The organism is Variovorax sp. LjRoot130, assembly GCF_964253755.1.
GTDB lineage: Bacteria > Pseudomonadota > Gammaproteobacteria > Burkholderiales > Burkholderiaceae_C > Variovorax.
Map to the genome: position 1 here is coordinate 95,183 of NZ_CAXURM020000001.1, position 22,365 is coordinate 117,547.

Annotated in this window: 22 protein-coding genes; 9 read left to right on the top strand and 13 right to left on the bottom strand. The window is 67.2% G+C overall.

Annotated features, from left to right (window positions below):
• Position 1: 1 nt before the first annotated feature.
• Both ACSQ86_RS00505 and ACSQ86_RS00510 read right to left on the bottom strand, forming a co-directional pair.
• Positions 2-1,318: an ArgE/DapE family deacylase gene (locus ACSQ86_RS00505; protein ID WP_436302293.1), complete on the bottom strand. Its 1,317-nt coding sequence runs from the start codon at positions 1,316-1,318 to the stop codon at positions 2-4.
• 35 nt (positions 1,319-1,353) lie between these two features.
• Positions 1,354-1,476 carry a hypothetical protein gene (locus ACSQ86_RS00510; protein ID WP_436302294.1) on the bottom strand — a complete coding sequence of 41 codons (123 nt, stop codon included), beginning with the start codon at positions 1,474-1,476 and terminating at the stop codon, positions 1,354-1,356.
• Between ACSQ86_RS00510 and ACSQ86_RS00515 the strand changes: the two genes are divergently transcribed.
• The 3 genes from ACSQ86_RS00515 (at position 1,475) to ACSQ86_RS00525 (ending at position 3,575) form a co-directional block, all read left to right on the top strand.
• Positions 1,475-2,095, top strand: a complete 621-nt coding sequence (locus ACSQ86_RS00515) for a hypothetical protein (protein WP_436302295.1) — start codon at positions 1,475-1,477, stop codon at positions 2,093-2,095. The genes ACSQ86_RS00510 and ACSQ86_RS00515 overlap by 2 nt on opposite strands.
• 21 nt (positions 2,096-2,116) lie before the next feature.
• The gene (locus tag ACSQ86_RS00520) at positions 2,117-2,665 is read left to right on the top strand and encodes a hypothetical protein (protein WP_436302296.1); all 549 of its coding nucleotides are present in this window, start codon (positions 2,117-2,119) and stop codon (positions 2,663-2,665) included.
• A gap of 76 nt (positions 2,666-2,741) precedes the next feature.
• Positions 2,742-3,575 (top strand): alpha/beta hydrolase, encoded by an 834-nt coding sequence (locus tag ACSQ86_RS00525; protein ID WP_436308297.1) that lies wholly within the window; start codon positions 2,742-2,744, stop codon positions 3,573-3,575.
• 76 nt (positions 3,576-3,651) lie between these two features.
• Here ACSQ86_RS00525 and ACSQ86_RS00530 read toward each other — a convergent pair whose 3' ends face one another.
• Together ACSQ86_RS00530 and ACSQ86_RS00535 are read right to left on the bottom strand one after the other, a co-directional pair.
• Positions 3,652-5,637 carry a phospholipase D-like domain-containing protein gene (locus tag ACSQ86_RS00530; RefSeq protein ID WP_436308298.1) on the bottom strand — a complete coding sequence of 662 codons (1,986 nt, stop codon included), beginning with the start codon at positions 5,635-5,637 and terminating at the stop codon, positions 3,652-3,654.
• Positions 5,597-5,899, bottom strand: a complete 303-nt coding sequence (locus tag ACSQ86_RS00535) for a hypothetical protein (RefSeq protein WP_436302299.1) — start codon at positions 5,897-5,899, stop codon at positions 5,597-5,599. Before ACSQ86_RS00535 ends, ACSQ86_RS00530 begins: the two co-directional genes overlap by 41 nt.
• A 73-nt stretch (positions 5,900-5,972) precedes the next feature.
• Here ACSQ86_RS00535 and ACSQ86_RS00540 point away from each other — a divergent pair, with 73 nt between their 5' ends.
• The 3 genes from ACSQ86_RS00540 (at position 5,973) to ACSQ86_RS00550 (ending at position 8,605) form a co-directional block, all read left to right on the top strand.
• Positions 5,973-6,380, top strand: coding sequence for a helix-turn-helix domain-containing protein (locus ACSQ86_RS00540; RefSeq protein ID WP_436302300.1), 408 nt, complete (start codon positions 5,973-5,975; stop codon positions 6,378-6,380).
• A complete protein-coding gene (locus ACSQ86_RS00545; protein ID WP_436310240.1) occupies positions 6,374-7,696 on the top strand; it encodes a type II toxin-antitoxin system HipA family toxin in 1,323 nt (440 codons plus the stop codon). The genes ACSQ86_RS00540 and ACSQ86_RS00545 overlap by 7 nt, the downstream gene beginning before the upstream one ends.
• A 111-nt stretch (positions 7,697-7,807) precedes the next feature.
• Positions 7,808-8,605, top strand: a complete 798-nt coding sequence (locus tag ACSQ86_RS00550; protein WP_436310241.1) for a Fic family protein — start codon at positions 7,808-7,810, stop codon at positions 8,603-8,605.
• 111 nt (positions 8,606-8,716) lie between these two features.
• On the opposite strand, the gene ACSQ86_RS00555 is transcribed toward ACSQ86_RS00550, so the two are convergent.
• From ACSQ86_RS00555 to ACSQ86_RS00595, 9 genes are all read right to left on the bottom strand, one after another.
• Complete coding sequence (locus ACSQ86_RS00555) at positions 8,717-9,418, bottom strand: ABC transporter ATP-binding protein (protein ID WP_093104604.1); 702 nt, start codon at positions 9,416-9,418, stop codon at positions 8,717-8,719.
• Between the two features lies 1 nt (position 9,419).
• Positions 9,420-10,166: an ABC transporter ATP-binding protein gene (locus ACSQ86_RS00560; RefSeq protein ID WP_093104603.1), complete on the bottom strand. Its 747-nt coding sequence runs from the start codon at positions 10,164-10,166 to the stop codon at positions 9,420-9,422.
• The gene (locus ACSQ86_RS00565) at positions 10,163-11,116 is read right to left on the bottom strand and encodes a branched-chain amino acid ABC transporter permease (protein ID WP_436308299.1); all 954 of its coding nucleotides are present in this window, start codon (positions 11,114-11,116) and stop codon (positions 10,163-10,165) included. Before ACSQ86_RS00565 ends, ACSQ86_RS00560 begins: the two co-directional genes overlap by 4 nt.
• Position 11,117: 1 nt before the next feature.
• Positions 11,118-11,990 carry a branched-chain amino acid ABC transporter permease gene (locus ACSQ86_RS00570; RefSeq protein WP_436302303.1) on the bottom strand — a complete coding sequence of 291 codons (873 nt, stop codon included), beginning with the start codon at positions 11,988-11,990 and terminating at the stop codon, positions 11,118-11,120.
• A 20-nt stretch (positions 11,991-12,010) separates the two neighbouring features.
• Complete coding sequence (locus tag ACSQ86_RS00575; protein ID WP_436308300.1) at positions 12,011-13,177, bottom strand: ABC transporter substrate-binding protein; 1,167 nt, start codon at positions 13,175-13,177, stop codon at positions 12,011-12,013.
• Between the two features lie 135 nt (positions 13,178-13,312).
• Positions 13,313-14,134: an alpha/beta fold hydrolase gene (locus ACSQ86_RS00580; protein WP_436302305.1), complete on the bottom strand. Its 822-nt coding sequence runs from the start codon at positions 14,132-14,134 to the stop codon at positions 13,313-13,315.
• Positions 14,135-14,249: 115 nt separating this feature from the next.
• A complete protein-coding gene (locus ACSQ86_RS00585; protein ID WP_436302306.1) occupies positions 14,250-15,800 on the bottom strand; it encodes a benzoate-CoA ligase family protein in 1,551 nt (516 codons plus the stop codon).
• 39 nt (positions 15,801-15,839) lie between these two features.
• A complete protein-coding gene (locus ACSQ86_RS00590; protein ID WP_436308301.1) occupies positions 15,840-17,399 on the bottom strand; it encodes a 3,4-dehydroadipyl-CoA semialdehyde dehydrogenase in 1,560 nt (519 codons plus the stop codon).
• Positions 17,400-17,407: 8 nt separating this feature from the next.
• On the bottom strand, positions 17,408-17,875 hold the full coding sequence (locus tag ACSQ86_RS00595; protein ID WP_436306231.1) for a 4-hydroxylaminobenzoate lyase: 468 nt from the start codon (positions 17,873-17,875) through the stop codon (positions 17,408-17,410).
• Between the two features lie 160 nt (positions 17,876-18,035).
• Between ACSQ86_RS00595 and ACSQ86_RS00600 the strand changes: the two genes are divergently transcribed.
• From ACSQ86_RS00600 to boxB, 3 genes are all read left to right on the top strand, one after another.
• Positions 18,036-18,965 carry a helix-turn-helix transcriptional regulator gene (locus tag ACSQ86_RS00600; protein WP_436302308.1) on the top strand — a complete coding sequence of 310 codons (930 nt, stop codon included), beginning with the start codon at positions 18,036-18,038 and terminating at the stop codon, positions 18,963-18,965.
• Positions 18,966-19,100: 135 nt separating this feature from the next.
• On the top strand, positions 19,101-20,771 hold the full coding sequence (boxC, locus tag ACSQ86_RS00605) for a 2,3-epoxybenzoyl-CoA dihydrolase (protein ID WP_436308302.1): 1,671 nt from the start codon (positions 19,101-19,103) through the stop codon (positions 20,769-20,771).
• Positions 20,772-20,874: 103 nt separating this feature from the next.
• On the top strand, positions 20,875-22,302 hold the full coding sequence (boxB, locus tag ACSQ86_RS00610; RefSeq protein ID WP_436302309.1) for a benzoyl-CoA 2,3-epoxidase subunit BoxB: 1,428 nt from the start codon (positions 20,875-20,877) through the stop codon (positions 22,300-22,302).
• The last annotated feature ends 63 nt before the right edge of the window (positions 22,303-22,365 follow it).

The window sequence follows — 22,365 nt, forward strand, 5'->3', positions numbered from 1 at the left end:
GTCAGGTGTCGAGCGGCTCGACGCCGCACCAGTCCGCCATGAACTGCGCCATGGTGGCGGCCACGCGCTTCATGCTGTCCAGCGAGACCGCTTCGTCGATGCCGTGGATGTTGCGCGCCAGCGGGCCGTAGACGGTCACCGGGATGTCGGTCATCAGCGCGAAGTGCCGGCCGTCGGTGGTGGCGGTGCAGGCGAGCGGCTTGGGCGCGGCGCCGGTGATCTTCTCGTGCGCCTCGGCCAGCATGCGCAGCGGCGGCGCGTCGAGCTCGTATTCGCAGCCCGGCGAGAAATGTCCGCGTGCGTTGATCTCCACCGTGAGATCCGCATCGAGCCGGGCCGCGGTGGCGCGGATGCGTTGCGTCACTTGCAGCGTGGCCTCCTCGGCCGTCGTGCCGGGGAAGAAGCCGAAGCGGATGCCGAGCCTGCAGGTGCAAGGCACCGACGAGTTCCACTCGCCGCCCTCGATGCGCCCCAGGTTGAAGTTGAGCGGATGCTCCACGTCGCGAAACAGCGGATGCCGGCGCTCGGGCGCATTCCACTCGGCCTCCAGCGCCTTCAGGTCGGCCATGATGGCGATGCCGGCCTCGATCGGGTTGACGCCCTTGCTCATGTAGGCGACATGCGCTGGCCGGCCGGTGATGTCGATGAAGAGCCAGCACACGCCGACCTGCGCGCGCATCAGCGTTTCGCCGAAGGGCTCGGGGATCAGCACCGCATCGAAGTCGCTGAGCTTCGCCTTGCCCAGCGCGTTCTGCAGCGCGTGCACGGTGGCGAGCGTGCCGTTGCCGGTGTTCTCCTCGTCGAGCACGGCGTTGAAGCCGACGGTGCCGGCCGGCTGCAGGCCCATCTCGCGCAAGGCCTGGTAGGCGATCAGTGCGCAGACCAGGCCGCCCTTCATATCGCCCGCGCCGCGGCCGTGCAGCCAGCCGTCCTTCACCCATGGAATGTAGGGCGGCCGGGTCCACAGCGCCTCGGGTCCGGTGGGCACCACGTCGATATGCCCGTTGAACAGCACGGAGCGCCCGCCGCCCATGCGCGGCAGGTGGCGCGCCAGCAGGTTGTAGCGGCCGTTGTCGGGGTCGCACGGGCAGGAGAAGAGCGGCATGCCTTCGATCAGGCTGCTGTCGAGCACGATGCGCTCGGGCTCCAATCCCAGCTCGGTCAGCGCGCCTTCGAAGAAGTCGGCGGCCGGCTGCTCCGCGCCCGACAGGCTGGGCGCCGCGACGAATTCGCTCAGGATCTCCGTCATGCGCGGCGAGAGCCGCTCGATCGTTGCGAGCAGGCGGGTGCGATCGACGGCGGGGGAAGGATTCTTCATGCGCCGGCCCGCCGCAAGCTCTGTGCCCGCCGCGCTCAAGCGTTGCCGTGCACCGACAGGACCGCGCGCAGACCGCCGAAGCGCCGGCGGTACTGCGGCGGCGTCAGGTTCACCTGGCTGAAGGCCACGCAGCGCCATTGGGCGACCGACTCCGGCATGGCCGTCCACAACCATTGGCATCTCGCGCTGATGCACATGGCGCACGGCGACATGGACGCGGCGCTCGCGCTCTACGACGCCACGGTCGCCCCCGCGCCCGAAGCCATCGCCCTGAACCTCGACGATGCCAGCGCGCTGCTGTGGCGCTTCGGCCTGCGCGGCGTCGACGTGTCGGAGCACTGGCAGGCGCTCGCTGCACGCTGGCGCCTGCAGGCCGCCTGGGGCTCCTACGCCTTCAACGACGTGCATGCCGTGATGGCGCTGGCCGAGGCCGGCGACGAAGGCGCGTCGAACGCGGGCATCGCCGCGATCGCCGATGCGGCGTGGCGCCCCGGCGCACAGGCTGCCGCCGCGGTGGCACTGCCTGCCGCCCGCGGCCTGCAAGCCTTCGCGGCCGGCCGGTATGCGCGCTGTGTCGAACTGCTGCTGCCCGTGCTCGCGGCCAGCAGTCCGCTCGGCGGCAGCCATGCCCAGCGCGATCTGCTGCATCTCACGGTCATCGAGGCCGCGTCCCGCGCCGGCGACCGCGCACTCGTGCGCGCCATGGCCGACGAGCGGGCGGCGCGCAAGGCGGCGACGGCCCGATCCGCGCGGACCGCAGATCCCGTGTACGCCTGAACAGGCTGCACATCGACTGCCATGCTAGCAGCGGGGAGAGTCTTCGTCGTCGACGGCGATGACCCGGTCCGGATCTTCGCGCTGCGCGGACAGGTCACGGGCCACGCGCACGATTTCTCCCAAGTTGCAGGCGATAGTCGTTGGCAACGGTGTGCCACACCCGAAAACATGAGCCCGAAACCTGTCGAGAATCCGTCCATTCAGCGCGCGCTGGCAGCGATCGAACAGCTGCTTACCGAAGTCGAGGCTTCGACAGGCGCCGTTCCCCACTTCCGACACACGGACCTCGTTCCACTTTCGATCGACGAGCAGGCGCACAAGGCCCGACTTGAGAAAAACGCATACGCCGCAGAGCCCGAACGATCGGCCGCGCAGTTCTGCCTGCTGTCCGCGAGTGCCTTGCTGGGCGTGACGCAATTGCTTCTGAACCGTTCGGCGACGCCGTCTCCGAGCGAACGCCTGCAGGATTGGAACGACCTGAGCGAGCTCACCAAGGAAGCGGGGCGATCGGCGTACCGCGCGGCCTTGATCCTGGCCGACCCGGAGCGTTTGGTGCCGCCCGGGTTTTGAGCCCAGGCAGGTGCGTCCAAAGGAACGAGGTGAAACTACGGGGGTACACATCCTGGCCCTTCCCCCGGAGCAAACCTTGTCATCCAAAGTCTTTCGCGTTGCACTTTCGGCTTCGGCAGCTGCTCTTGGAGGCATCGCAGCCTACTGGGCCCTCCTTGCGACGCGTCAGGGACACATCCTTTTCGACGCTCGCAAGCATCCCGTCGTTCACTTGTCCGACGACTTTTCCACGTACTCTCATACCGTGCCGGGCGGGATGGTCCGCGGCTATGTCTATCACCCCCAGGGCGAGGAGGCGCTGCAGGACCTGTTCATCTATTTCGCGGGCCGAGGCGAGGATGTCCGCGCCACTGCAAAGGCGCTGCACTGGCTTCCGGAAGGCTTCGGCTTCGCCGCGGTCAACTATCGGGGGGTGGCCGACTCGCAGGGGCACCCCTCCGAGGTCGCCTCCGTCGAGGACGCGAGAGAGTTCGCCAATCACTTGCGCCGGGCCTTCCCGCACGCGCGCCTGCACGTCGTCGGTCGAAGTCTGGGGACGGGCGTGGCCATTCAGCTTGTGGCGCGACAAGACTTCTCGAGCCTGCAGCTGGTCACGCCATACGACTCGATGCTGCAGGTGGCGAAGAAGCGCTTCCCGCTCGTTCCACTTTCCCTGTTGCTGCGGCACCAGTTCAACTCCCTGACGCACTGCAAGGAGGTCGCGGCGAAAACCCAGGTCCTGCTGGCCGAGTGGGACGATGTCGTGCTGCCGGAGCGTTCACAGAAGCTCATCGCCGCCTGGCCAACATCCATCAGCGTGCAGACCATCACCGGCTCCGACCACCGCAGCATCATGGGCCTCGAAGCGACCTGGCTCCATCTCGTCGACTTCGCATTGACGGCAGTCCTCCCTGAGCCGAAGGCCGCATGAGCCGCTACACGAGCCCGGGCCTCCGCCGGCCTACTCTCAGACGCCGGCGCGCAGATGGAAATCGGCCTGCCCGGGACTACGCCCGGCGGCCGCGCGCGAAGTAGCGCATCAACGCGCCCTGACGATCCTCCACATAGCCCTCCAGCCACGAGTCGTCCGTGTCCAGGAAACCGGACCAGCTCTTCTTGTGCTGTTCCTGCCGTTCCGCCTGCACGGCCCGGAAACGGTAGTGGTCGTAGACGTCGAGGATGTGCACGGCATAGGCTTCGGCCAGGGCCTGGTCGCCGCTGACGATCACCATGTTCTCGTCGTTGCAGTACGAGGCCTTGAAGCCCAGGTTGTGGCTGCCCAGGATGACGGTGCAGTCCGGCGACAGCGGATCGATCACGACCAGCTTGTCGTGGATGATGGCCCCGATTCCGCCCTTGGCGGTCAGCTGTTCCGCGCCGAAGTCCCCGAGCATCGCTCTATCGTCGACGCGCGACGCCCGCACGATCGAGACCTTGTCCTCGAAGAAGGTGCGCGGGGATTCGCCGGGCTCGTCGTCGCTTTCGTCATCGGGATCGTTCTTCTTGCCCGGCACGTAGTTGGGCATGGCCTGGGCGCTGGAGACGGCGCCGGTGACGATCAGACGTCCGTCCTTGCGCCCGATGTCGATGGCCTCGCCGATGATGCAGTCGTTGCCGCGCTGGCCGGGATAGAAGGCCAGGAAGAGGATGGCCTCGCGCGCCAGCCGCATGCGCCGGTACACCTCCTTCAGGTCCGGTGGCGTCTTCGTTCCCTTCGTGCGTCCTTGCATGTTGGGCGAGAACCAGAGCTCGATCTGCGCGCCATTGGCGAGCGCCAGACGCGCGGGGGCTTCATTCGAGCGCCGGAACTCGAGACTCTGCTGGTTCTTCGACATCGGGGCGCCGAAGGGGTCCGGAATCTCCAGCGCGTCCGCGCTCATGCGCTGCCAGTAGTCCATGAAGACCTGCGCGCCCGCGTCGTCCTCGATCAGCAGCGCATTGTTGGTCTGGCCCGCCACGCCGGTGGATGTCCAGTTGGTGCTCCCTGTGAACACCGAGCGAGGCCCGCCATTGGGGGGCGTGTGCACGACGAACTTGTTGTGGCCGATGTGCGTCGAGTTGTTGAACATGCGGTGCTGGATGTCGGCCCCTGCGGCAATCAGGCGTTCCCGTGCCTCGGCGTTCCGGCCATCCCATCCGCCGTTGTCCTTGCCGGTGTTGGCCAGGATGAGATGGATGCGCTGCGCGTTCGCCAGCAAGAGGTCGACAAGTTCCTTGTCGTCCAGCTCGTAGAGTGCGAGATGAAACTCGCCGGGCCTGGCGAACAGCTCGTGGAGCAGCGGCAGCACATCGCCGGCGAGGTACTTTCGGTGGGGATCGTCCGGGTTCGAGATCTTCTCGAACAACTCGTTCGGCTCGATCTCTCCGTCCTCCATCAGCACGTTGCGCAGCCACTGTGCGGCAAGGATGCCGTTGGTGAAGGTCGAGCGGAAAACGCCGCGACGGCTCGTCACCCGCACCGGAAGAGTAGGCACCGCGGGGCCCAGATAGCCCAGCGGGCGGGGCTTGCCCTCGTAGGCCTTGACGGAGATCTTGACCAGCTTGCCCTCGGCATCCTTGACGGGGCGCCCGTGGTCGTCACGCTGGGTCACTCGCACCGTCTTCGGCGTGGGGTCGGGCGCGGGCTCCATGCCGTCTTCCAGGTCGCCGACCGGCCGGATCTCGTACCGAACGAACACCTCCGAGGGCCTGCGATTCAGTTCATCGCGTCTCTTGCGCAGCGTGAGGTCTCTCCACGAGAGCTTCTGCACGGGCCAGATCCCCGTGTGCTGCGGCAACCAGTGGGGATTGCGCTGGCCGGAGAAGCCGACCCAGCTCGCGCAGCGCACGCGGTCTTCGCTGCCGTCATTGCGCACGACGACGCTTTCATCGGCGTTCAGGTAAACGCGCGTGACTTCAAAGCCGAGGCAGCCCTCGATCTTGTTGTCCACATCCCAGGCGATGTAGGCCACTTCATTGTTGGCGTACGCGAAGGCGCTGAGAATCTTTCCCATGGCTGTCTTCCTGGTAGGTGGTGAATAACGCCGGCCGGCTGAGCAGCAGCAAACTAGCCCCGCAGGATGACAAGCTGATTTCAGCGGAGTGGGCCGAGCCCGGATGCTTCAATTTGGAACGCCGAGGCAAAAAGAGCGCGCCCCCAAGATTGAGGATCTGCGTGACCTCATGGTCCGGTATGGCATGCGCCACGCAGCAGTGCGGGCTTTCGCGCTCGCGCGGCGGCCGCGCTGCATATCGGCCATGGCCGATATGTTGCATATATCGCTCAAGACCGATATATTGTCTTCATCGGCCAAGGCCAATACCTCTGTATTCCCCCTGAAAGCCTCCGATGGACTACGCGGTCCGACTCGCCGACCAACTCCGCGCACATCTGCGTGCCTTGCGCAAGCAGCGCGGCCTGACCCAAGCCCAGCTCGGCCAGCGGCTGGGCATCGGCCAGGCCCGCATGGCAGAGATCGAGGCCAGGCCGGGGCTGGTCAGCGTCGACCAGCTCATGCAGCTTCTGTCTGCCCTGGGCGCGACCTTGGTGCTGAGAGAGGGCGCAGAAAGCGCGGCGGCATCTGCACCTGTGCTGGCCCGCGAGCCTGACCCAGGCCAGGAGGCGGCCAAGCCGCTCGTCGCACGCCGCTCGAAGTCCGCAGTGGAGCCGCCCACCGTGAAGCCGCCGGCAAAAACAGCCTCGAAGCGCGCATCGACACCCCTCCTCACCATCCCGCCGAAGAAGGGCTCCTGGTGAGCGCCGCCCTCGGCATCTGGATGAACGGCGAGCTCGTCGGCCACTGGCGGGTCGCGCGCGGCACCCACGTCCTGAGCTACGCGAGCGAATGGCTGCAATCCGACAAGCGCCGTTCGCTGTCGCTGTCCTTGCCCATCACCGGCGCGCGCGAGATCCGCGGCCGGGTTGTCGCCAACTACTTCGAAAACCTGCTCCCGGACAACGACCGCATCCGCGAGCGCCTGCGCCGGCGCTTCAGGACCCGCGACGCCCAGGCCTTCGCCCTGCTGGAGGCCATCGGCCGCGACTGCGTCGGCGCCGTGCAGCTGCTGCCCGAAGGCATGGCGCCGCAAGGATGGGACCGCGTCGACTGCGAACCGCTGCGCGACGCGAAGCTGCGCAGCCTGCTGCATGCCGTGACTTCCGACACCCCCTTGGGCCAGCCCGCGGACGACGAGGACCTGTTTCGCATCTCCCTCGCCGGCGCGCAGGAGAAGACCGCCTTCACCCGCTATCGCGGCCGCTGGTGCCGGCCGCACGGTGCGACACCCACGACCCACATCTTCAAGCTGCCGCTGGGACTGGTCGGCGGATCGCGGCGCGTCGACCTGTCCGACTCCGTCGAGAACGAATGGCTGTGCGCGCAGCTCCTGCGCGAGCTGGGCCTGCCCGTCGCTAACACCGAGATGGCGGAGTTCGACGGCCAGAAGGTACTGATCGTCGAGCGCTTCGACCGCGCGTGGATGGACGGCAAGAAGTGGATCGCGCGACTACCGCAGGAGGACTTCTGCCAGGCCCTGGGTTACCCGCCCGACAAGAAGTACGAAAAGGATGGAGGCCCCGGCATGGAGGCCTGCCTGAAGGTGTTGGCTGGCAGCGCAGATGCGCAGACCGATCGCACGGCCTTTCTGCTGACGCAGCTGGCCTTCTGGCTCCTGGCCGCGACCGATGGGCATGCCAAGAACTACTCGATCTTTCTGGGGCAGGGGGACGTGTATGCGATGACGCCGCTGTATGACGTGATCTCAGTGTGGCCCTATGTCGGGGATGGGGCGAATCAGTTTCGGTGGCGGAGTGCGGGGCTGGCGATGGCGGTGCGCTCGAAGAATGCCCACTATGCGCTTCACACGATCCAGGCTAGGCATTGGGAGGGGCTGGCGATGAAGAACGGTGGGGTGGGGGTGTGGGAGGCGATGCAGGCAATGGTGGGGGAGGTGGAGGGGGCGATTGGGCGCGTGGAGGGGAGGGTGCCGGATTCGTTTCCTGGGAGGATTTGGGAGCGCATCGTGAAAGGGTTGCGGAAGCAGGTTCGGCAGTTTGGAGGTGGGCGGGCTTGAGGCAAGATCCCCTGGCAGCTGAATCGCCGCGGCGCGTCAATGGACGCAATCCGGTTGATGAGTGGGTCTTCCCAGCCGACCGCAGCGCCACCGGAATGGGTGTAATTGGATGTGGTGGCCGGTTACGCCGAGGTCATGGAGCTGGTGTTCTCGTCCTGGCAGGACATCACCCTGACCGAGAACCACATCAAGCAGCTGCATCGCGACTTGCTCACATACAGCGAAAAGGACGCGTGGCACCGGGGCAAGTACAAGACCTCCACGAACAGCGTCGTCGCGTTTGACGAAAACGGCAAGCAGCTGGGCGTGGTCTTCGAAACCGCGACGCCGTTCGACACGCCACGCCTGATGACCGAACTGGTGGTCTGGTTCAACGGCGAACACGACGCCGCGCGTCTCCATCCACTGTTGCTCGTCAGCATCTGGGTTGTGGTCTTCCTGGAAATCCACCCATTTCAGGACGGCAACGGCCGCTTGAGTCGGGTGCTGACCACCTTGCTGCTGCTTCAAGCCGGCTACGCCTATGTCCCGTACAGCTCACTCGAGAGCGTGATCGAACTGAGCAAGGAAGCCTACTACCTTGCGCTGCGCCAGACGCAGGGAACGATTCGCGCCGAGTCGCCGAACTGGCAGCCCTGGCTCATCTTCTTCCTGCGCGCGCTGGCTGAGCAGGTTCGTCGTCTTGCTCGCAAGGTGGAGCGCGAGAAGCTGGTGCTGGCCGCGCTGCCCGAGCTATCACTGCAGATCGTCGAATTTGCGCGGGAGCATGGGCGCATCACGATGGGGGATGCGATTCGGCTGGCCGGCGGCAATCGCAATACGCTCAAGCAGCATTTCAGAGCCCTGGTCGAACAAGCCCGCTTGGCCCAGCGCGGCGCTGGTCGGGGCGTGTGGTACGAGTTGAAGTAGGGATACCTATGGTCGGCATTCGACCACAGAGCAACTTCTCCCATCTCGGGCTCACGACGGGCGCATGATCGTTGGGATCTGCGCAGAGGATCTCGGTGCGCCTCGCCCGTTTCACACCCCCAACAACTCCTCCAACACCTCCGGCGCCGCCAGCAACTCCGCCGAAGGCCCGTGCCGCACGATCTTGCCCTTCTCCATCACCACCGCCTGATCCGTGTGCGCCAGCACCTTGCGCCAGTCGCGGTCGACGATCAGTGTCGCGATGCCGGTCGTGCGGATGTCCGCGATCACGCGCCAGATCTCGGCCACGATCAGCGGCGCCAGGCCTTCGGTCGCCTCGTCGAGGATCAGCAAGCGCGGGTTGGTCATCAGCGCGCGGCCGATCGAGAGCATTTGCTGCTCGCCGCCCGACAACTGCTGCCCGCCGTGCGAGAGCCGCTCCGTGAGGCGCGGGAAGGTGGCCATCACGCGATCGAAAGTCCAAGCGCGCTTGCCGTCGATGCCGGAGCGTGCGCTCATCACGAGGTTCTCGCGCACCGAGAGGTTGGGGAAGATGCCGCGGCCTTCGGGCACGTAGCCGATGCCGCGGCGCGCCATCTTCTCGGGCGCCCAGCCGGTGACGTCGTCGCCGTCGAGCTTCACGCGGCCCGAGGCCGGACGCACGTAGCCCATCAGCGAGCGGATCAGCGTGGTCTTGCCCATGCCGTTGCGACCCAGCAGGCCGACCGAGGTGGCCGCCGGCATCGCGACGTCGATGCCGCGCAGGATGTGGCTGTCGCCGTAGTAGGTGTTGAGGCCTTCGATCTGCAGCATCTCAGTGGTCCTCGCCCAGGTAAGCAGTGCGCACTTCGGGGTTCTGACGGATAGAAGCCGGGTCGCCGGTCGCGATGACGGTGCCGTTGACCATCACCGTGATGCGGTCGGCGATGCGGAACACCGCGTCCATATCGTGCTCCACCAGCAGGATCGCGTGCGAGGCTTTGAGGCTGGCGAGCAGGCCCAGCATGCGCTCGGTCTCCTCGGCGCCCATGCCGGCCAGCGGCTCGTCGAGCAGCAGCACGCGCGGGTTGGTGGCCAGGCACATCGCGACTTCGAGCTGGCGCTTGGCGCCATGGCTCAGCGTGCCGGCGACGCGCTCGGCCACCGCAGTGAGCCCCGCGGCCTCCAGCGCTTCGCGCGCCGCGGCATTGCTCGTTGCGCACTGCGTCGAGGCCTGCCAGATCGCCCACGGCCGCGGCGTCGCGGCCTGCGCGGCGAGGCGGCAGTTTTCGAGCACCGTGAACTCCGGAAAGATCGTGGTGCGCTGGTAGCTGCGGCCGACGCCGGCGAGCGCGCGGCGGAACTGCGCGCGCTTGGTGACGTCGGTGCCGTCGAGCGTGATGCGGCCGTCGGAGGCGTCGATCTCGCCCGAGAGCATGTTGATCAAGGTGGACTTGCCGGCGCCGTTGGTGCCGATCACCGCATGGACTTCGCCGCGCCGCAGGTCCAGGCTCACCGCATTGACGGCGACCAGGCCGCCGAAGCGGCGCGTCAGCGTTTCGACCGAGAGCAGGGTACTCATGCGGCCGCCCCCTTCGGCGAGAGCCGCGATGCGATGCCGATGATGCCCTTGGGCAGCAGTGCGACGAAGGCGATGATGGCCAGACCCAGCGTGAGCTGCCAATGGTCCGCGAGCGGCCCCACCAGCGCATGGGTGGAGAGCAGTTCCTTCAGCAGCGTGAAGGCCACGGCGCCGATCACCGCGCCGCGCAGGTGGCCGAGGCCGCCGAGGATGATCATCAAGAGCACCTCGCCCGAGTTGTGCCAGGCCAGCAGCTCGGGGTTCACCACGCCGTCGCGCGAGGCGACGAGAAAGCCCGCCAGCCCGGCCAGCGCGCCCGCGATCACGAAGGCCGCGAGCTTGTAGCCGTAGACCGGAAAGCCCGCCGCGCGCATGCGCTGCTCGTTGACGCGGATGCCAGCCAGCGCGGCGCCGAAGCGCGAGCGGCGGATCAGCGCCAGGAAGCCGTAGGTGAGCGCCAGCGCGGCCAGCACGAAGTAGAACTGCACGCTGCGGTTCTCCATGTCGAGCGCGCCGATGGCCGGGCGGATGTACATGTAGATGCCGTCGCTGCCGCCGCCGAGCGCGGTGTCGTGGAACACGAAGAAGGCCATCTGCGCGAAGGCCAGCGTGACCATGATGAAGTAGACGCCGCGCGTGCGCAGGCTGAGCGCGCCCGTCACCAGCGCGTAGCCGGCGGCGCAGCCCATGGCCAGCGGCAGCAGCACGGCGATGGAGCCGCCATCCTTGCCGGAGCCCAGCACCGTGGCATAGGCGCCGATGCCGTAGAAAGCCGCATGGCCGAGGCTCACGAGGCCGGTCATGCCGACCAGCAGCTCGAGGCTCAACGCGAAGATCGAGAGGATCATCACCTTGACCACGAGGTCGCTGAGATAGGGGCTCAGCATCGGGCCGAGGACTGCGAGCGCGACGGCGCACAGCAGCGGAAGAAAGTACGAAAAGCGCTTCATGTCAGGTCTTGCGCCCCATCAAGCCTTCAGGACGCCAGATCAGCACGATGGCCATCAGCACGTACACCCCCATGCCGCTCAGCTCGGCGAAGAAGACCTTGCCGAAGGTGTCGACGAAGCCGACCAGGAGCGAAGCGACCAGCGCACCCGTGATCGAGCCGATGCCGCCGATCACCACCACCACGAAGCAGATGATCAGCACGCTGGCGCCCATGTTCGGATAGACCGAGGACATCGGCGCCGCGATCATGCCGGCCAGCGCGGCCAGCGCCACGCCGGCCGCGAACACGATGCGGTAGAGCCGGCGGATGTCGATGCCCAGGCCGCGCACCATGTCGCGGTTGCTGGCGCCGGCGCGGATCATCATGCCCAAGCGCGTGCGGTTGACCACGTAGTAGAGCCCGACTGCGAGCACCACGCAGGCCGCCGAAGCGAAGAGCCGGTACCACGGGTAGCTCATGAGATCGCCGAGCGCGAAGCTGCCGTCCAGCCAGGGCGGCACCCTGACGCCGTGCACGTCGTTGCCGACGAGCAGCGAACGCAGCTCCTCGAACACGAGGATCAGCCCGTAGGTCATCAGCACCTGCTGCAGATGGTCGCGCTGGTAGAGGTAGCTGAAGAAGGCCCACTCCAGCGCATAACCGAAGAGCGCGCTGAGCACCACGCCCGCCAGCAGCATCACGATGAACTGGTCACCGAAGAGCGGCGAGAGCGCGAACGCCATGTAGGCGCCGATCATGTAGAAGCTGCCGTGGGCCAGGTTGATCACGCCCATGATGCCGAAGATCAGCGTCAGTCCGGAGGCCACCAAAAACAACAGAAGCCCGTACTGCACCGAATTCAGGCATTGGACTAGAAAGGTACCGAGGTCCACGACAGGTCGTCACTTTCCGCTCAGAGTTTGCAGCCGCGGGCCGGGTCGGCGAGGCCCTTGATGGCCACGTTGACCATCTTGTTTTCCTTGCCCTCCACCTTGCGCAGGTAGATGTCCTGCACCGGGTTGTGCGACTTGCCGATCGTGAAAGCGCCGCGCGGGCTGTCGATCTTGGCCTTCTCGATGGCGCCTGCGAACTCGGCCTTCTTGCTGATGTCGCCCTTGGTCGCCGCCAGGCCGATCGCGAGCATCTGCGCCGCGTCGTAGCCCTGCACCGCGTACACGTCGGGCTGCAGCTTGAACATCTTGGCGTAGGCGGTGCGGAAGCTGTTGTCGCGCGGCGTGTTGAGGCCGTCGGCATAGTGCAGCGTGGTCAGCATGCCCTGGGCCGATTCGCCCTGCGCGTCCAGCGTGCCGTCGGTCAGGAAGCCGGGGCCGTAGAGCGGGATGTTCTTGTTGAGGCCGGCCGCCGCGTAGTCCTTGACGAACTTGACCGCGCCGCCGCCCGCGAAGAAGGAATACACCGCATCGGGCTTGGCCGCCGCGATCTCGGTCAGGAGCGCCTGGAACTCCACGTTCGGGAAGGGCACGGTGAGCTGCTTCACAACCTTGCCGCCGCCCTTCTCGAAGCCTTCCTTGAAGCCGTTGACCGACTCGTCGCCGGCCGCGTACTTCCAGGTGAGCGTCATCGCGGTCTTCTTGCCCTGCTTGGCTGCGACCTCGCCCATCGCGTAGGCCGGCTGCCAGTTCGAGAACGAGCTGCGGAAGATGTTCTGCGCGCACATCGGGCCGGTCACCGCGTCGGCCCCGGCATTGGGCACGATCAGCACGGTGCCGCTTTCCTTGGCGGCCTTGGCCATCGCCATCGCGACGCCGGAGTGCACGGTGCCGACGATCACGTCGACGTTGTCGCGCTTGATCAGCTTGTTGACGTTGTCGGTGGCCTTGGCCGGGTCCGATTCGTCGTCGACCTTGATGTATTCGATCTCGCGGCCGCCGAGCTTGCCGCCCTGTTCCTCGACGCGCAGCTTGAAGCCGTTCTCGATGGCCACGCCGAGCGCCGCATAGGTGCCGCTGAAGGGCAGCATCAGGCCGACCTTGAGCTTGCCCTGCTGGGCGTGGCCGACGGTCGCGATGCAGGCCAGCGCAAGAGCGGTTAGCGTGGTGCGTGCGATGCGAGTGGTCATGGGTATCTCCTGGCGTTGATGATGAGTGAAAAGGACGGGAACGGCCTGGCGACGGATCGGCAGGGGCGCGTCGGGACGGGCTTGTCCATGGTGAACCGTGGGACGCAGATACTTTAAGGGTAAATCATTTATCTCTCAAACACGAGTTTTCCCTGCCCGCCGATTCGCTGCTTCGACAAACGAAACGGCCGCCACTATGACCTGTTCCGGCTGGTCCCGATGCGGGGAATGCCCGCAGTCGCGCAGCTCGAGCAGCCGGGTTCCGGGCACCCGCTCGGCGATGCCGCGAACCTGGCGGAGTGTGCCGTACTCGTCGTCGATCCCCTGGATAGCAAGAACCGGGCAACGGATGGCGTCGAGCCCGGCCTCGATGTTCCATTGCTTGAAGGGCGGGTGCAGCCAGATGCGGTTCCAGCCCCAGAAGGTGGCTTCGGCGTCATCGTGGTAGCGGGCCAGCTTCTTCGGAAGGTCGGTCGCGAGCCAGGCCTGGCGCGCCTGGTCGATGCTCGCCACCGTCAGATCTTCCACGAAGATGTGCGGCGCGAGCAGCACCAGCCCGGCCACGCGCTCCGGAAAACGCGACGCGTAGAGCAGCGAGATCGAGCCGCCGTCGCTGTGGCCGAAGAGCCAGGGCTTCTCCTTGAGGCCAATGGCCTCGAAGAAGGCCGGCAGCACCTCGTGCGCCTGGCGGTGCATGTAGTCGACGTCCCAGAACTCGTCGGGCTCGCGCGGCGTCGAGCGGCCGTAGCCGGGGCGCGAGAACACCAGGCCGCGAAAGCCGCCGCGCTCGCAGAGCTTCTCGGGGAAATCCTTCCACATCGCGATCGAGCCCAGGCCTTCATGCAGGAACACAACCAGCGGCGCATCGGTCCGTTCGGGTGCGATGCGCTGATACTCGATGCGCACTTCGCGGTCGCGCCACGCGATCACGGCGAACGCTGTGTTGTGGCCGCTCATGGCAGTGCTCCTTCCCCCTCTGGGGGAAGGTGGGGATGGGGGCCGCCGTCGATGGTGGCGCCGCGTGCCCCCACCCCAGCCCTCCCCCAGTGGGGGAGGGAGACGGACCGGGGCCTCAACGCTGATGCTCCCGCTCGCGCAGCCGGAAGCGCTGGATTTTTCCTGTGGCCGTCTTCGGCAGCTCCTCGACGAACTCGATGAAGCGCGGGTACTTGTAGGGCGCGAGGCGCTCCTTGACGAAGGCCTTGAGTTCCTCGTCCGTCACCGACTGGCCGGACTTGAGCACGACGTAGGCCTTGGTCTTGGTCAGCCCATCGGCGTCTTCCTTGCCGATCACCGCGGCCTCGAGCACGGCCGGATGCTGCATCAGCGTGGCCTCGACCTCGAAGGGCGAGACGTAGATGCCGCTCACCTTGAGCATGTCGTCGCTGCGGCCGGCGTAGGTGTAGTAGCCGTCGGCGTCGCGCGAGTACTTGTCGCCACTCTTGGTCCAGCCCTCGCGGAAGGTGTCGGCGCTCTTCTCGGGGTTGCCCCAGTACATCACCGCCGTGCTCGGCCCCTTGATATAGAGGTCGCCGACTTCGCCCACGGGCACGGGCTTGCCGTCCTCGCCGCGCAGCTCGATCGCATAGCCCTCGACCGGCCGGCCGGTGGTGCCGTAGCGGATGTCGCCGGGCCGGTTGGAGATGAAGATGTGCAGCATCTCGGTGGAACCGATGCCGTCGATGATCTCGCAGCCGAAGTGCTGCTTGAAGCGCTGCGCGAGTTCACCCGGCAAGGCTTCGCCGGCCGAGGAGCACATGCGCAGCGACACCGCCTCGCGCGGTGGCAGCGTGGGCGAGGCGAGCATGCCGGCGAAGCCGGTCGGGGCGCCGAAGAACACCGTGGGTTTGTGCGTGCCGGTCCAGCGCTTGAAGACCGCGTCGGGCGTCGGCCGCTCGGCCATCAGCAGCACCGTCGCGCCGACCGAAAGCGGGAAGGTCAGCGCATTGCCCAGGCCGTACGCGAAGTAGAGCTTGGCGGCCGAGAAGCAGACGTCGTTCTCGGTCAGCCCCAGCACCGGCTTGCCGTAGAGCTCGGCCGTCCACCACGGGTTGCCGTGCGTGTGCACCGTGCCCTTGGGCTTGCCAGTGGAGCCGGAGGAGTAGAGCCAGAAGGCGTGATCCTGCGGCGTGGTGGCGGCGGGTTCGGCCAGCGGCTGGTGCGCGGCGATCACCGCCTCGAAATCCTGCGCGCCGTCGGGCAGGGCGCCGGTGGGTTGCGAGACGATCAAGGTCTTGAGCTCGTTCGACCCCTTGACCCGCGCGTCCTGCAGCACCGGCAGCAGCGCGCCCGACACCAGCGCCGCCTTGGCGCCGCTGTGTTCGAGCATGTAGGCGTAGTCGTCGGTCGTCAGCAGCGTGTTGACTGCCACCGGCACGATGCCGGCATAGAGGCAGCCGAGAAAGCTCACCGGCCAGTCGCTGCTGTCGAGCATCAGCAGCAGCACGCGCTCTTCGCGCTTCACGCCTGATGCGCGCAGCGCTGCGGCGAGCCGCCGCGCGCGGTCTTCGAGCTGGCCGTAGGCGAGGGTGCCGCGGTCGTCGACATAGGCGATCTTCTGCGCGCGGCCGCGGTTGAGGGCGAACAGGTGTTCGGCGAAATTGAAGGATGCTGGCAGGCTCATCGTGTCTCCTCGGGTCGCATTTTTCTCTTCGGACGGTCTTCAGCCGGCCGAGAGGCCGAGCTGCGCGAGCACCGCCGGACTGGCCTGCACCGCGCTCTTGCGGTGATAGAAGTCCAGTGCCCGCAGGCCGCCCAGTTCGGCGCCGCCGCCCGCGCGGCCGGGGCCGCCGTGCAGCGACTGGGGCATCACGTTGCCATGGCCCGTGTGGGCCTGCGCCACGTCCGGCGTGATCACGTGCACGCGGCCGTGGCTCGCGGCGAGCTGCACCGCTGCTTGGCCGAGCGCCGCCTCGTCGGCGCCGTAGAGCGAAGTCACCAGCGAGCCCTGGCCGCGGTGTGCGAGCGCGATCGCATGCTCGACGTCGCGGTAGGGCAGCAGGGTGGCGACCGGTCCGAAAACCTCGACGTCGTGCACGCGCTGCGCCACATCGGCATCGCGCGCGCCCAGCAGCACCGGGCCGATGCAGGCGGCGATGGCAGGGTCGGCATCGACCAGCGGGGCCCGGCCGCCGTCATGCAGCACGCTCGCTTGCGCCTTGAGTTCTTCCAGCCCTTCGCGCACGGCATTCAGTTGCGCACGGCTCACCAGCGAGCCCATGCGCACGCTCTCGTTGCGCGGATTGCCGACCGTGATGCCGGCCAACTTGGCGCCGATGGCTTCGGCCGCCGCGTCGTAGACGGCAGCCGGCACGAGGATGCGGCGGATCGCGGTGCACTTCTGGCCCGACTTGACCGTCATCTCGCGCACCACCTCGCGCACCAGCAAATTGAAGGCGTCGCTGCCCGGCGCCGCATCGGGCAATAGCAGGGCGGAGTTGAGGCTGTCGGCCTCGATGTTCACGCGCACCGAGCGCTGGGCCACGGCGGCATGCGAGCGGATCACGGCGCCGGTGTCGGCCGAGCCGGTGAAGGACACCACGTCGAAGCCTTGCAGCTGGTCCATCAGACCGTTCGAGCTGCCGCAGATCACCGACAGCGCGCCGGCCGGCAGCACGCCGGCCTCGACCACGTCGCGCACCATGCGCTGCGTGAGCCAGGCGGTGGAGGTGGCGGGCTTCACGATCACCGGCACGCCCGAGAGCAGGGCGGGCGCGGCCTTCTCCCACAGGCCCCAGGACGGGAAGTTGAAGGCATTGATGAAGAGCGCCACGCCGCGCGTCGGCACCTGCAGGTGCCGCGACTGGAACACCGGCTCCTTGCCGAGCTTGGCCGCATCGCCGTCGCGCAGCGCGCGCACATTGCCCAGCGCATCGCCCCACTTGGCGTACTGGCCGAGCGTGAAGATCGCACCGTCGATGTCGACGGCCGAGTCGTTCTTCACCGTGCCCGAGTTGGCGGTGGCGATCTCGTAGTAGGCGTCGCGGTTCGCCTGCAGCACCTTCACGATCGCGCCCAGCAGCGCGGCGCGCTCTTTATAAGTGAGGGCGCGCAAGGCAGCGCCGCCGGTCTCGCGCGCGAAGCCGAAGGCCGCGGCCAGGTCCAGCCCGGTCGCATCGACCCGGGCCAGCTCGGTGCCGAGTACCGGATCGACAAGCGCCGTGCCGGCGCCGCTGCCGGCCTGCCAGCGGCCGGCGACGTAGTTGGAAAGAAGTTCGGTCATGGAGCGTCTCAAGTCTTGGTGAACTGGATCTGGCCTTCGGGCAGCAGGTAGAGGACCAGCGCGCGCCCTTGGGCGACGGTGGGGTGATGAGCCGTTCCCGGCGGATAGACGCACCAGCCCGCCGGCCGCCCGTCGAAGGTGGCATCGCCCTCCAGCGGCATGATCAAATCGATCTCGCCATTCGGATGCGTGTGGTGCGGGCCGGCGATGTCCTTCATGTCAACCACGTCGACCGAGAAGCGATGCAGCGCGTCCTCGGCCTTGAAGACCCGGCCGTACTTGATGCCGCCGCCTTCGCGATCGCACAGCCAGCCTTCCGCCACGCCGTCGATGCAGGCCTGTTTCAGGCGCTCGAAGGCGGGGCTGCCGGCGCCGTGGACGGTGTTGAGCCAGCGGTCGAGTTCGTCATCGAGCGCTCTGCCGGCGAGCTGCGCTGTCACGTCGGCAACGATCTGGTGGAAGGCTTCCTTGGACATTGTGGTGGTGCTCATGCGTGGGTGGAACTTGCGGCAATTGACCGCGTGCAGTATCTTGCCTGTGCACGAACCATAAGCATCGACACAAAAGGTGTCAAGCAATATAGTGCATATATGGTGTTTACCCGGATAGGGGTGAACCGGGAGACGAAGGAGCGATATGAATGAGCGAGCCGACGCGGTGCTGACCGCACCCGCGGACCCGGCCCTGCCGGCCGAAGAAGCGAAGAACCCCCTGCTGGTGGCGCTGGGCGAGCGCGTGCGCAACCTGCGCGCGCGCCGCGGGCTCACGCGCAAGGCCGTGGCGCAGGCGGCGGAGGTCTCGGAGCGCCACCTGGCCAATCTTGAATACGGCATCGGCAATGCGTCGATCCTGGTGCTGCAGCAGGTGGCGACCGCGCTGCAATGCTCGCTGGCCGAGCTGGTGGGCGACGTCACGACCAGCTCGCCCGAGTGGCTGCTGATCCGCGAGCTGCTGGAGCGCCGCGACGAGGCCGACCTGCGGCGCGCCCGCATCGCGCTCGGCGAGTTGCTCGGCACCGCTGCCGGCGACCCGGCGCGCAACCGCCGCATCGCGCTGGTGGGCCTGCGCGGCGCGGGCAAGTCCACGCTGGGCCAGATGCTGGCGGACGATCTCGAGGTGCCCTTCATCGAGCTGAGCCGCGAGATCGAAAAGCTGGCCGGCTGCAGCGTGCGCGAGATCCACGACCTGTACGGCACCAACGCCTACCGCCGCTACGAGCGCCGCGCGCTCGAGGAGACGGTGCAGATCTACAGCGAGGTGGTGATCGCCACCCCGGGCGGCATCGTGTCCGACCCCGCCACCTTCAACCAGCTGCTGGCGCACTGCGCCACCGTCTGGCTGCAGGCCGCGCCCGAGGAGCACATGGGCCGCGTCGCCGCCCAGGGCGACACCCGCCCGATGGCCGCCAGCAAGGAAGCCATGGACGACCTGCGCCGCATCCTCGCCGGCCGCGCCGCCTTCTATTCCAAGGCCGACCTCAGCGTCGACACCAGCGGACAGGATCTGGCGCAGAGCTTCCACGCGCTGCGCTCGGCGGTGCGGGAGGCGATGAGCCGCGCCGGCTGAAGGCGCCAACGAAGAACGTAAAAAAAAGTCCGTCGCAGGGTTGACGCGCCTCGGAACATGCAGCATGATGCATCTTCAGTCGCGAGACAAATGCATTATTGTTCCTAGACCCCACGGCACCCAGGAGACCTCGACATGACCGACACCGCCGCCCATCCCGCCCGCGTCGACTACCGCACCGACCCCACGCAATACCGCCACTGGAAGCTCAGCGTGGAGGGCCCCGTGGCCCGCCTGTCGCTGGACATCGCCGAAGACGGCGGCATCCGTCCCGGCTACAAGCTCAAACTCAACAGCTACGACCTGGGCGTGGACATCGAGCTCAACGATGCGCTGAACCGCGTGCGCTTCGAGCATCCGCAAGTCCGCTCGGTGATCGTCACCAGCGGCAAGGACCGCATCTTCTGTTCGGGCGCCAACATCTTCATGCTCGGCGTCTCCAGCCACGCCTGGAAGGTGAACTTCTGCAAGTTCACCAACGAGACGCGCAACGGCATCGAGGATTCGTCCAAGCACTCGGGCCTCAGGTTCATCGCGGCCGTGAACGGCGCCTGCGCCGGCGGCGGCTACGAGCTGGCCCTGGCCTGCGACGAGATCCTGCTGGTCGACGACCGCTCCTCCTCCGTCTCGCTGCCGGAAGTGCCGCTGCTCGGCGTGCTGCCCGGCACCGGCGGCCTGACCCGCGTCACCGACAAGCGCCACGTGCGCCATGACCTGGCCGACATCTTCTGCACCAGCGTCGAAGGCGTGCGCGGCCAGCGCGCGGTCGAGTGGCGCCTGGTCGATGCGATCGCCAAGCCGGCGCAGTTCGGCGCCGCGGTGCAGGAGCGCGCCGCCAAGCTGGGCGAGGGCAGTGACCGCCCCGCCGATGGCAAGGGCGTGAGCCTCACGCGCCTCGAGCGCGAGGACGGCGCCGACAGCCTGCGCTACGAACACGTCACGGTCGAGATCGACCGCGCACGCCGCACCGCCACCTTCACCGTCAAGGCGCCGAAGGGCGCGCAGCCGGCCGACATCGCCGCGATCGAAGCCGCCGGCGCCGCCTGGTGGCCGCTCGCGATGGCGCGCCAGCTCGACGACGCGATCCTCAACCTGCGCACCAACGAGCTCGACATCGGCACCTGGCTGCTCAAGACCGAGGGCGATGCGCAAGCCGTGCTCGCGAGCGACAAGACCATGCTCGCCCACAAGGACCACTGGCTGGTGCGCGAAACCATCGGCGCGTTGCGCCGCACGCTGGCGCGGCTCGACGTCTCCTCGCGCAGCCTGTTCGCGCTCGTCGAATCCGGCTCCTGCTTCGCCGGCACGCTCGCCGAGATCGCCTTCGCGGCCGACCGCGCCTACATGCTCGCGCTGCCCGACGATGCCGAGCGCGCACCGAAGATCACGCTGGACGAGTTCAACTTCGGTTTCTTCCCGATGGTCAACGACCAGAGCCGCCTGCAGCGCCGCTTCTACGAAGAGGCCGCGCCGATGGAAGCCGCGCGCGGCGCGGTCGGCCGCGCGCTGGACGCCGACGAGGCGCTCAAGCTCGGCCTGGTCACCGCCGCGCCCGACGACATCGACTGGGAGGACGAGATCCGCATCGCCATCGAGGAGCGCGCCGCCATGTCGCCCGACGCGCTCACCGGCCTCGAAGCCAACCTGCGCTTCGCCAGCCAGGAGAACATGGCCACGCGCATCTTCGGCCGGCTGACCGCCTGGCAGAACTGGATCTTCAACCGCCCGAACGCCGTCGGCGAGAAGGGTGCCCTCAAGGTTTACGGCACCGGCGAAAAAGCCGGCTTCGATCTCAACCGCGTCTGAGTCCACCCCGACCGTTCGGGCAGAGCTTGTCGAAGCCCCCCGCGAGCCTTCGACAAGCTCAGGCCGAACGGATTTTCGGATTTCCATCCAAGCAGGAGCCCCCATGAGCACGATCAACTACAGCGAGAAGATCCCCAACAACGTCAACCTCGGCGAAGACCGCACGCTGCAGCGCGCGCTCGAAGGCTGGCAGCCGAACTTCATCAACTGGTGGGACGACGTCGGCCCCGACGGCTCGACCAACTACGAGGTCTACCTGCGCACCGCCGTCAGCGTCGACCCGCAGGGCTGGGCCCAGTTCGGCCACGTGAAGATGCGCGACTATCGCTGGGGCATCTTCCTGAACCCGGGCGACGCCAACCGCGAGATCCATTTCGGCGACCACAAGGGAGAGAAGGCCTGGCAGGATGTGCCCGGCGAACACCGCGCCAACCTGCGCCGCATCATCGTCACGCAGGGCGACACCGAGCCGGCCTCGGTCGAGCAGCAGCGCCACCTGGGCCTCACCGCGCCCAGCATGTACGACCTGCGCAACCTGTTCCAGATCAACGTGGAAGAGGGCCGCCACCTGTGGGCCATGGTCTACCTGCTGCACAAGCACTTCGGCCGCGACGGCCGTGAAGAGGCCGAGGCGCTGCTGCAGCGCACCTCGGGCGACGAGAACAACCCGCGCATCCTCGGCGCCTTCAACGAGAAGACGCCCGACTGGCTGGCCTTCTTCATGTTCACCTACTTCACCGACCGCGACGGCAAGTTCCAGCTGTCGGCCCTGGCCGAGAGCGCCTTCGATCCGCTGGCACGCACCACCAAGTTCATGCTGACCGAGGAAGCGCACCACATGTTCGTGGGCGAGAGCGGCGTCTCGCGCGTGCTGCAGCGCACCGCGCAGGTGATGAACGAGCTGAAGACCGACGACCCGCAGAAGGTGCGCGCGGCCGGCGCCATCGACCTCGGCACGATCCAGCGCTACCTCAACTTCCACTACAGCGTGACCATCGACCTGTTCGGCGCCGACCAGTCGAGCAACGCCGCCACCTTCTACAGCTCGGGCCTGAAGGGCCGCTACGAGGAAGGCAAGCGAAGCGACGACCACGTGCTCAAGGGCCAGACCTACAAGGTGCTCGAGGTGCAGAACGGTCAGCTCGTCGAGAAGGACGTGCCGATGCTGAATGCGCTCAACGAAGTGCTGCGCGACGACTTCATCAAGGACTCGGTGGCCGGCGTGAGCCGCTGGAACAAGGTGCTGGAGAAGGCCGGCATCCCGACCCGCCTGGTGGTGCCGCACAAGGCCTTCAACCGCCAGATCGGCGCCCTGGCCGGCATCAAGATGTCGCCCGAAGGCCGCGTGGTGAACGAGGCCGAATGGGCCGCCAAGAAGGACGAGTGGCTGCCCACGGGCGAGGACTTCGCATTCGTGGCATCGTTGATGGGCCGCGTGGTCGACCCGGGCAAGTTCGCCGGCTGGATCGCGCCGCCGGTGATGGGCATCAACCGGCAGCCGGTGGATTTCGAGTACGTGAGATTCGGCTGATCGGTGTGACTCCTTCCCCCTCTGGGGGAAGGCAGGGATAGGGGCAAGCAGCGTACCCACGAC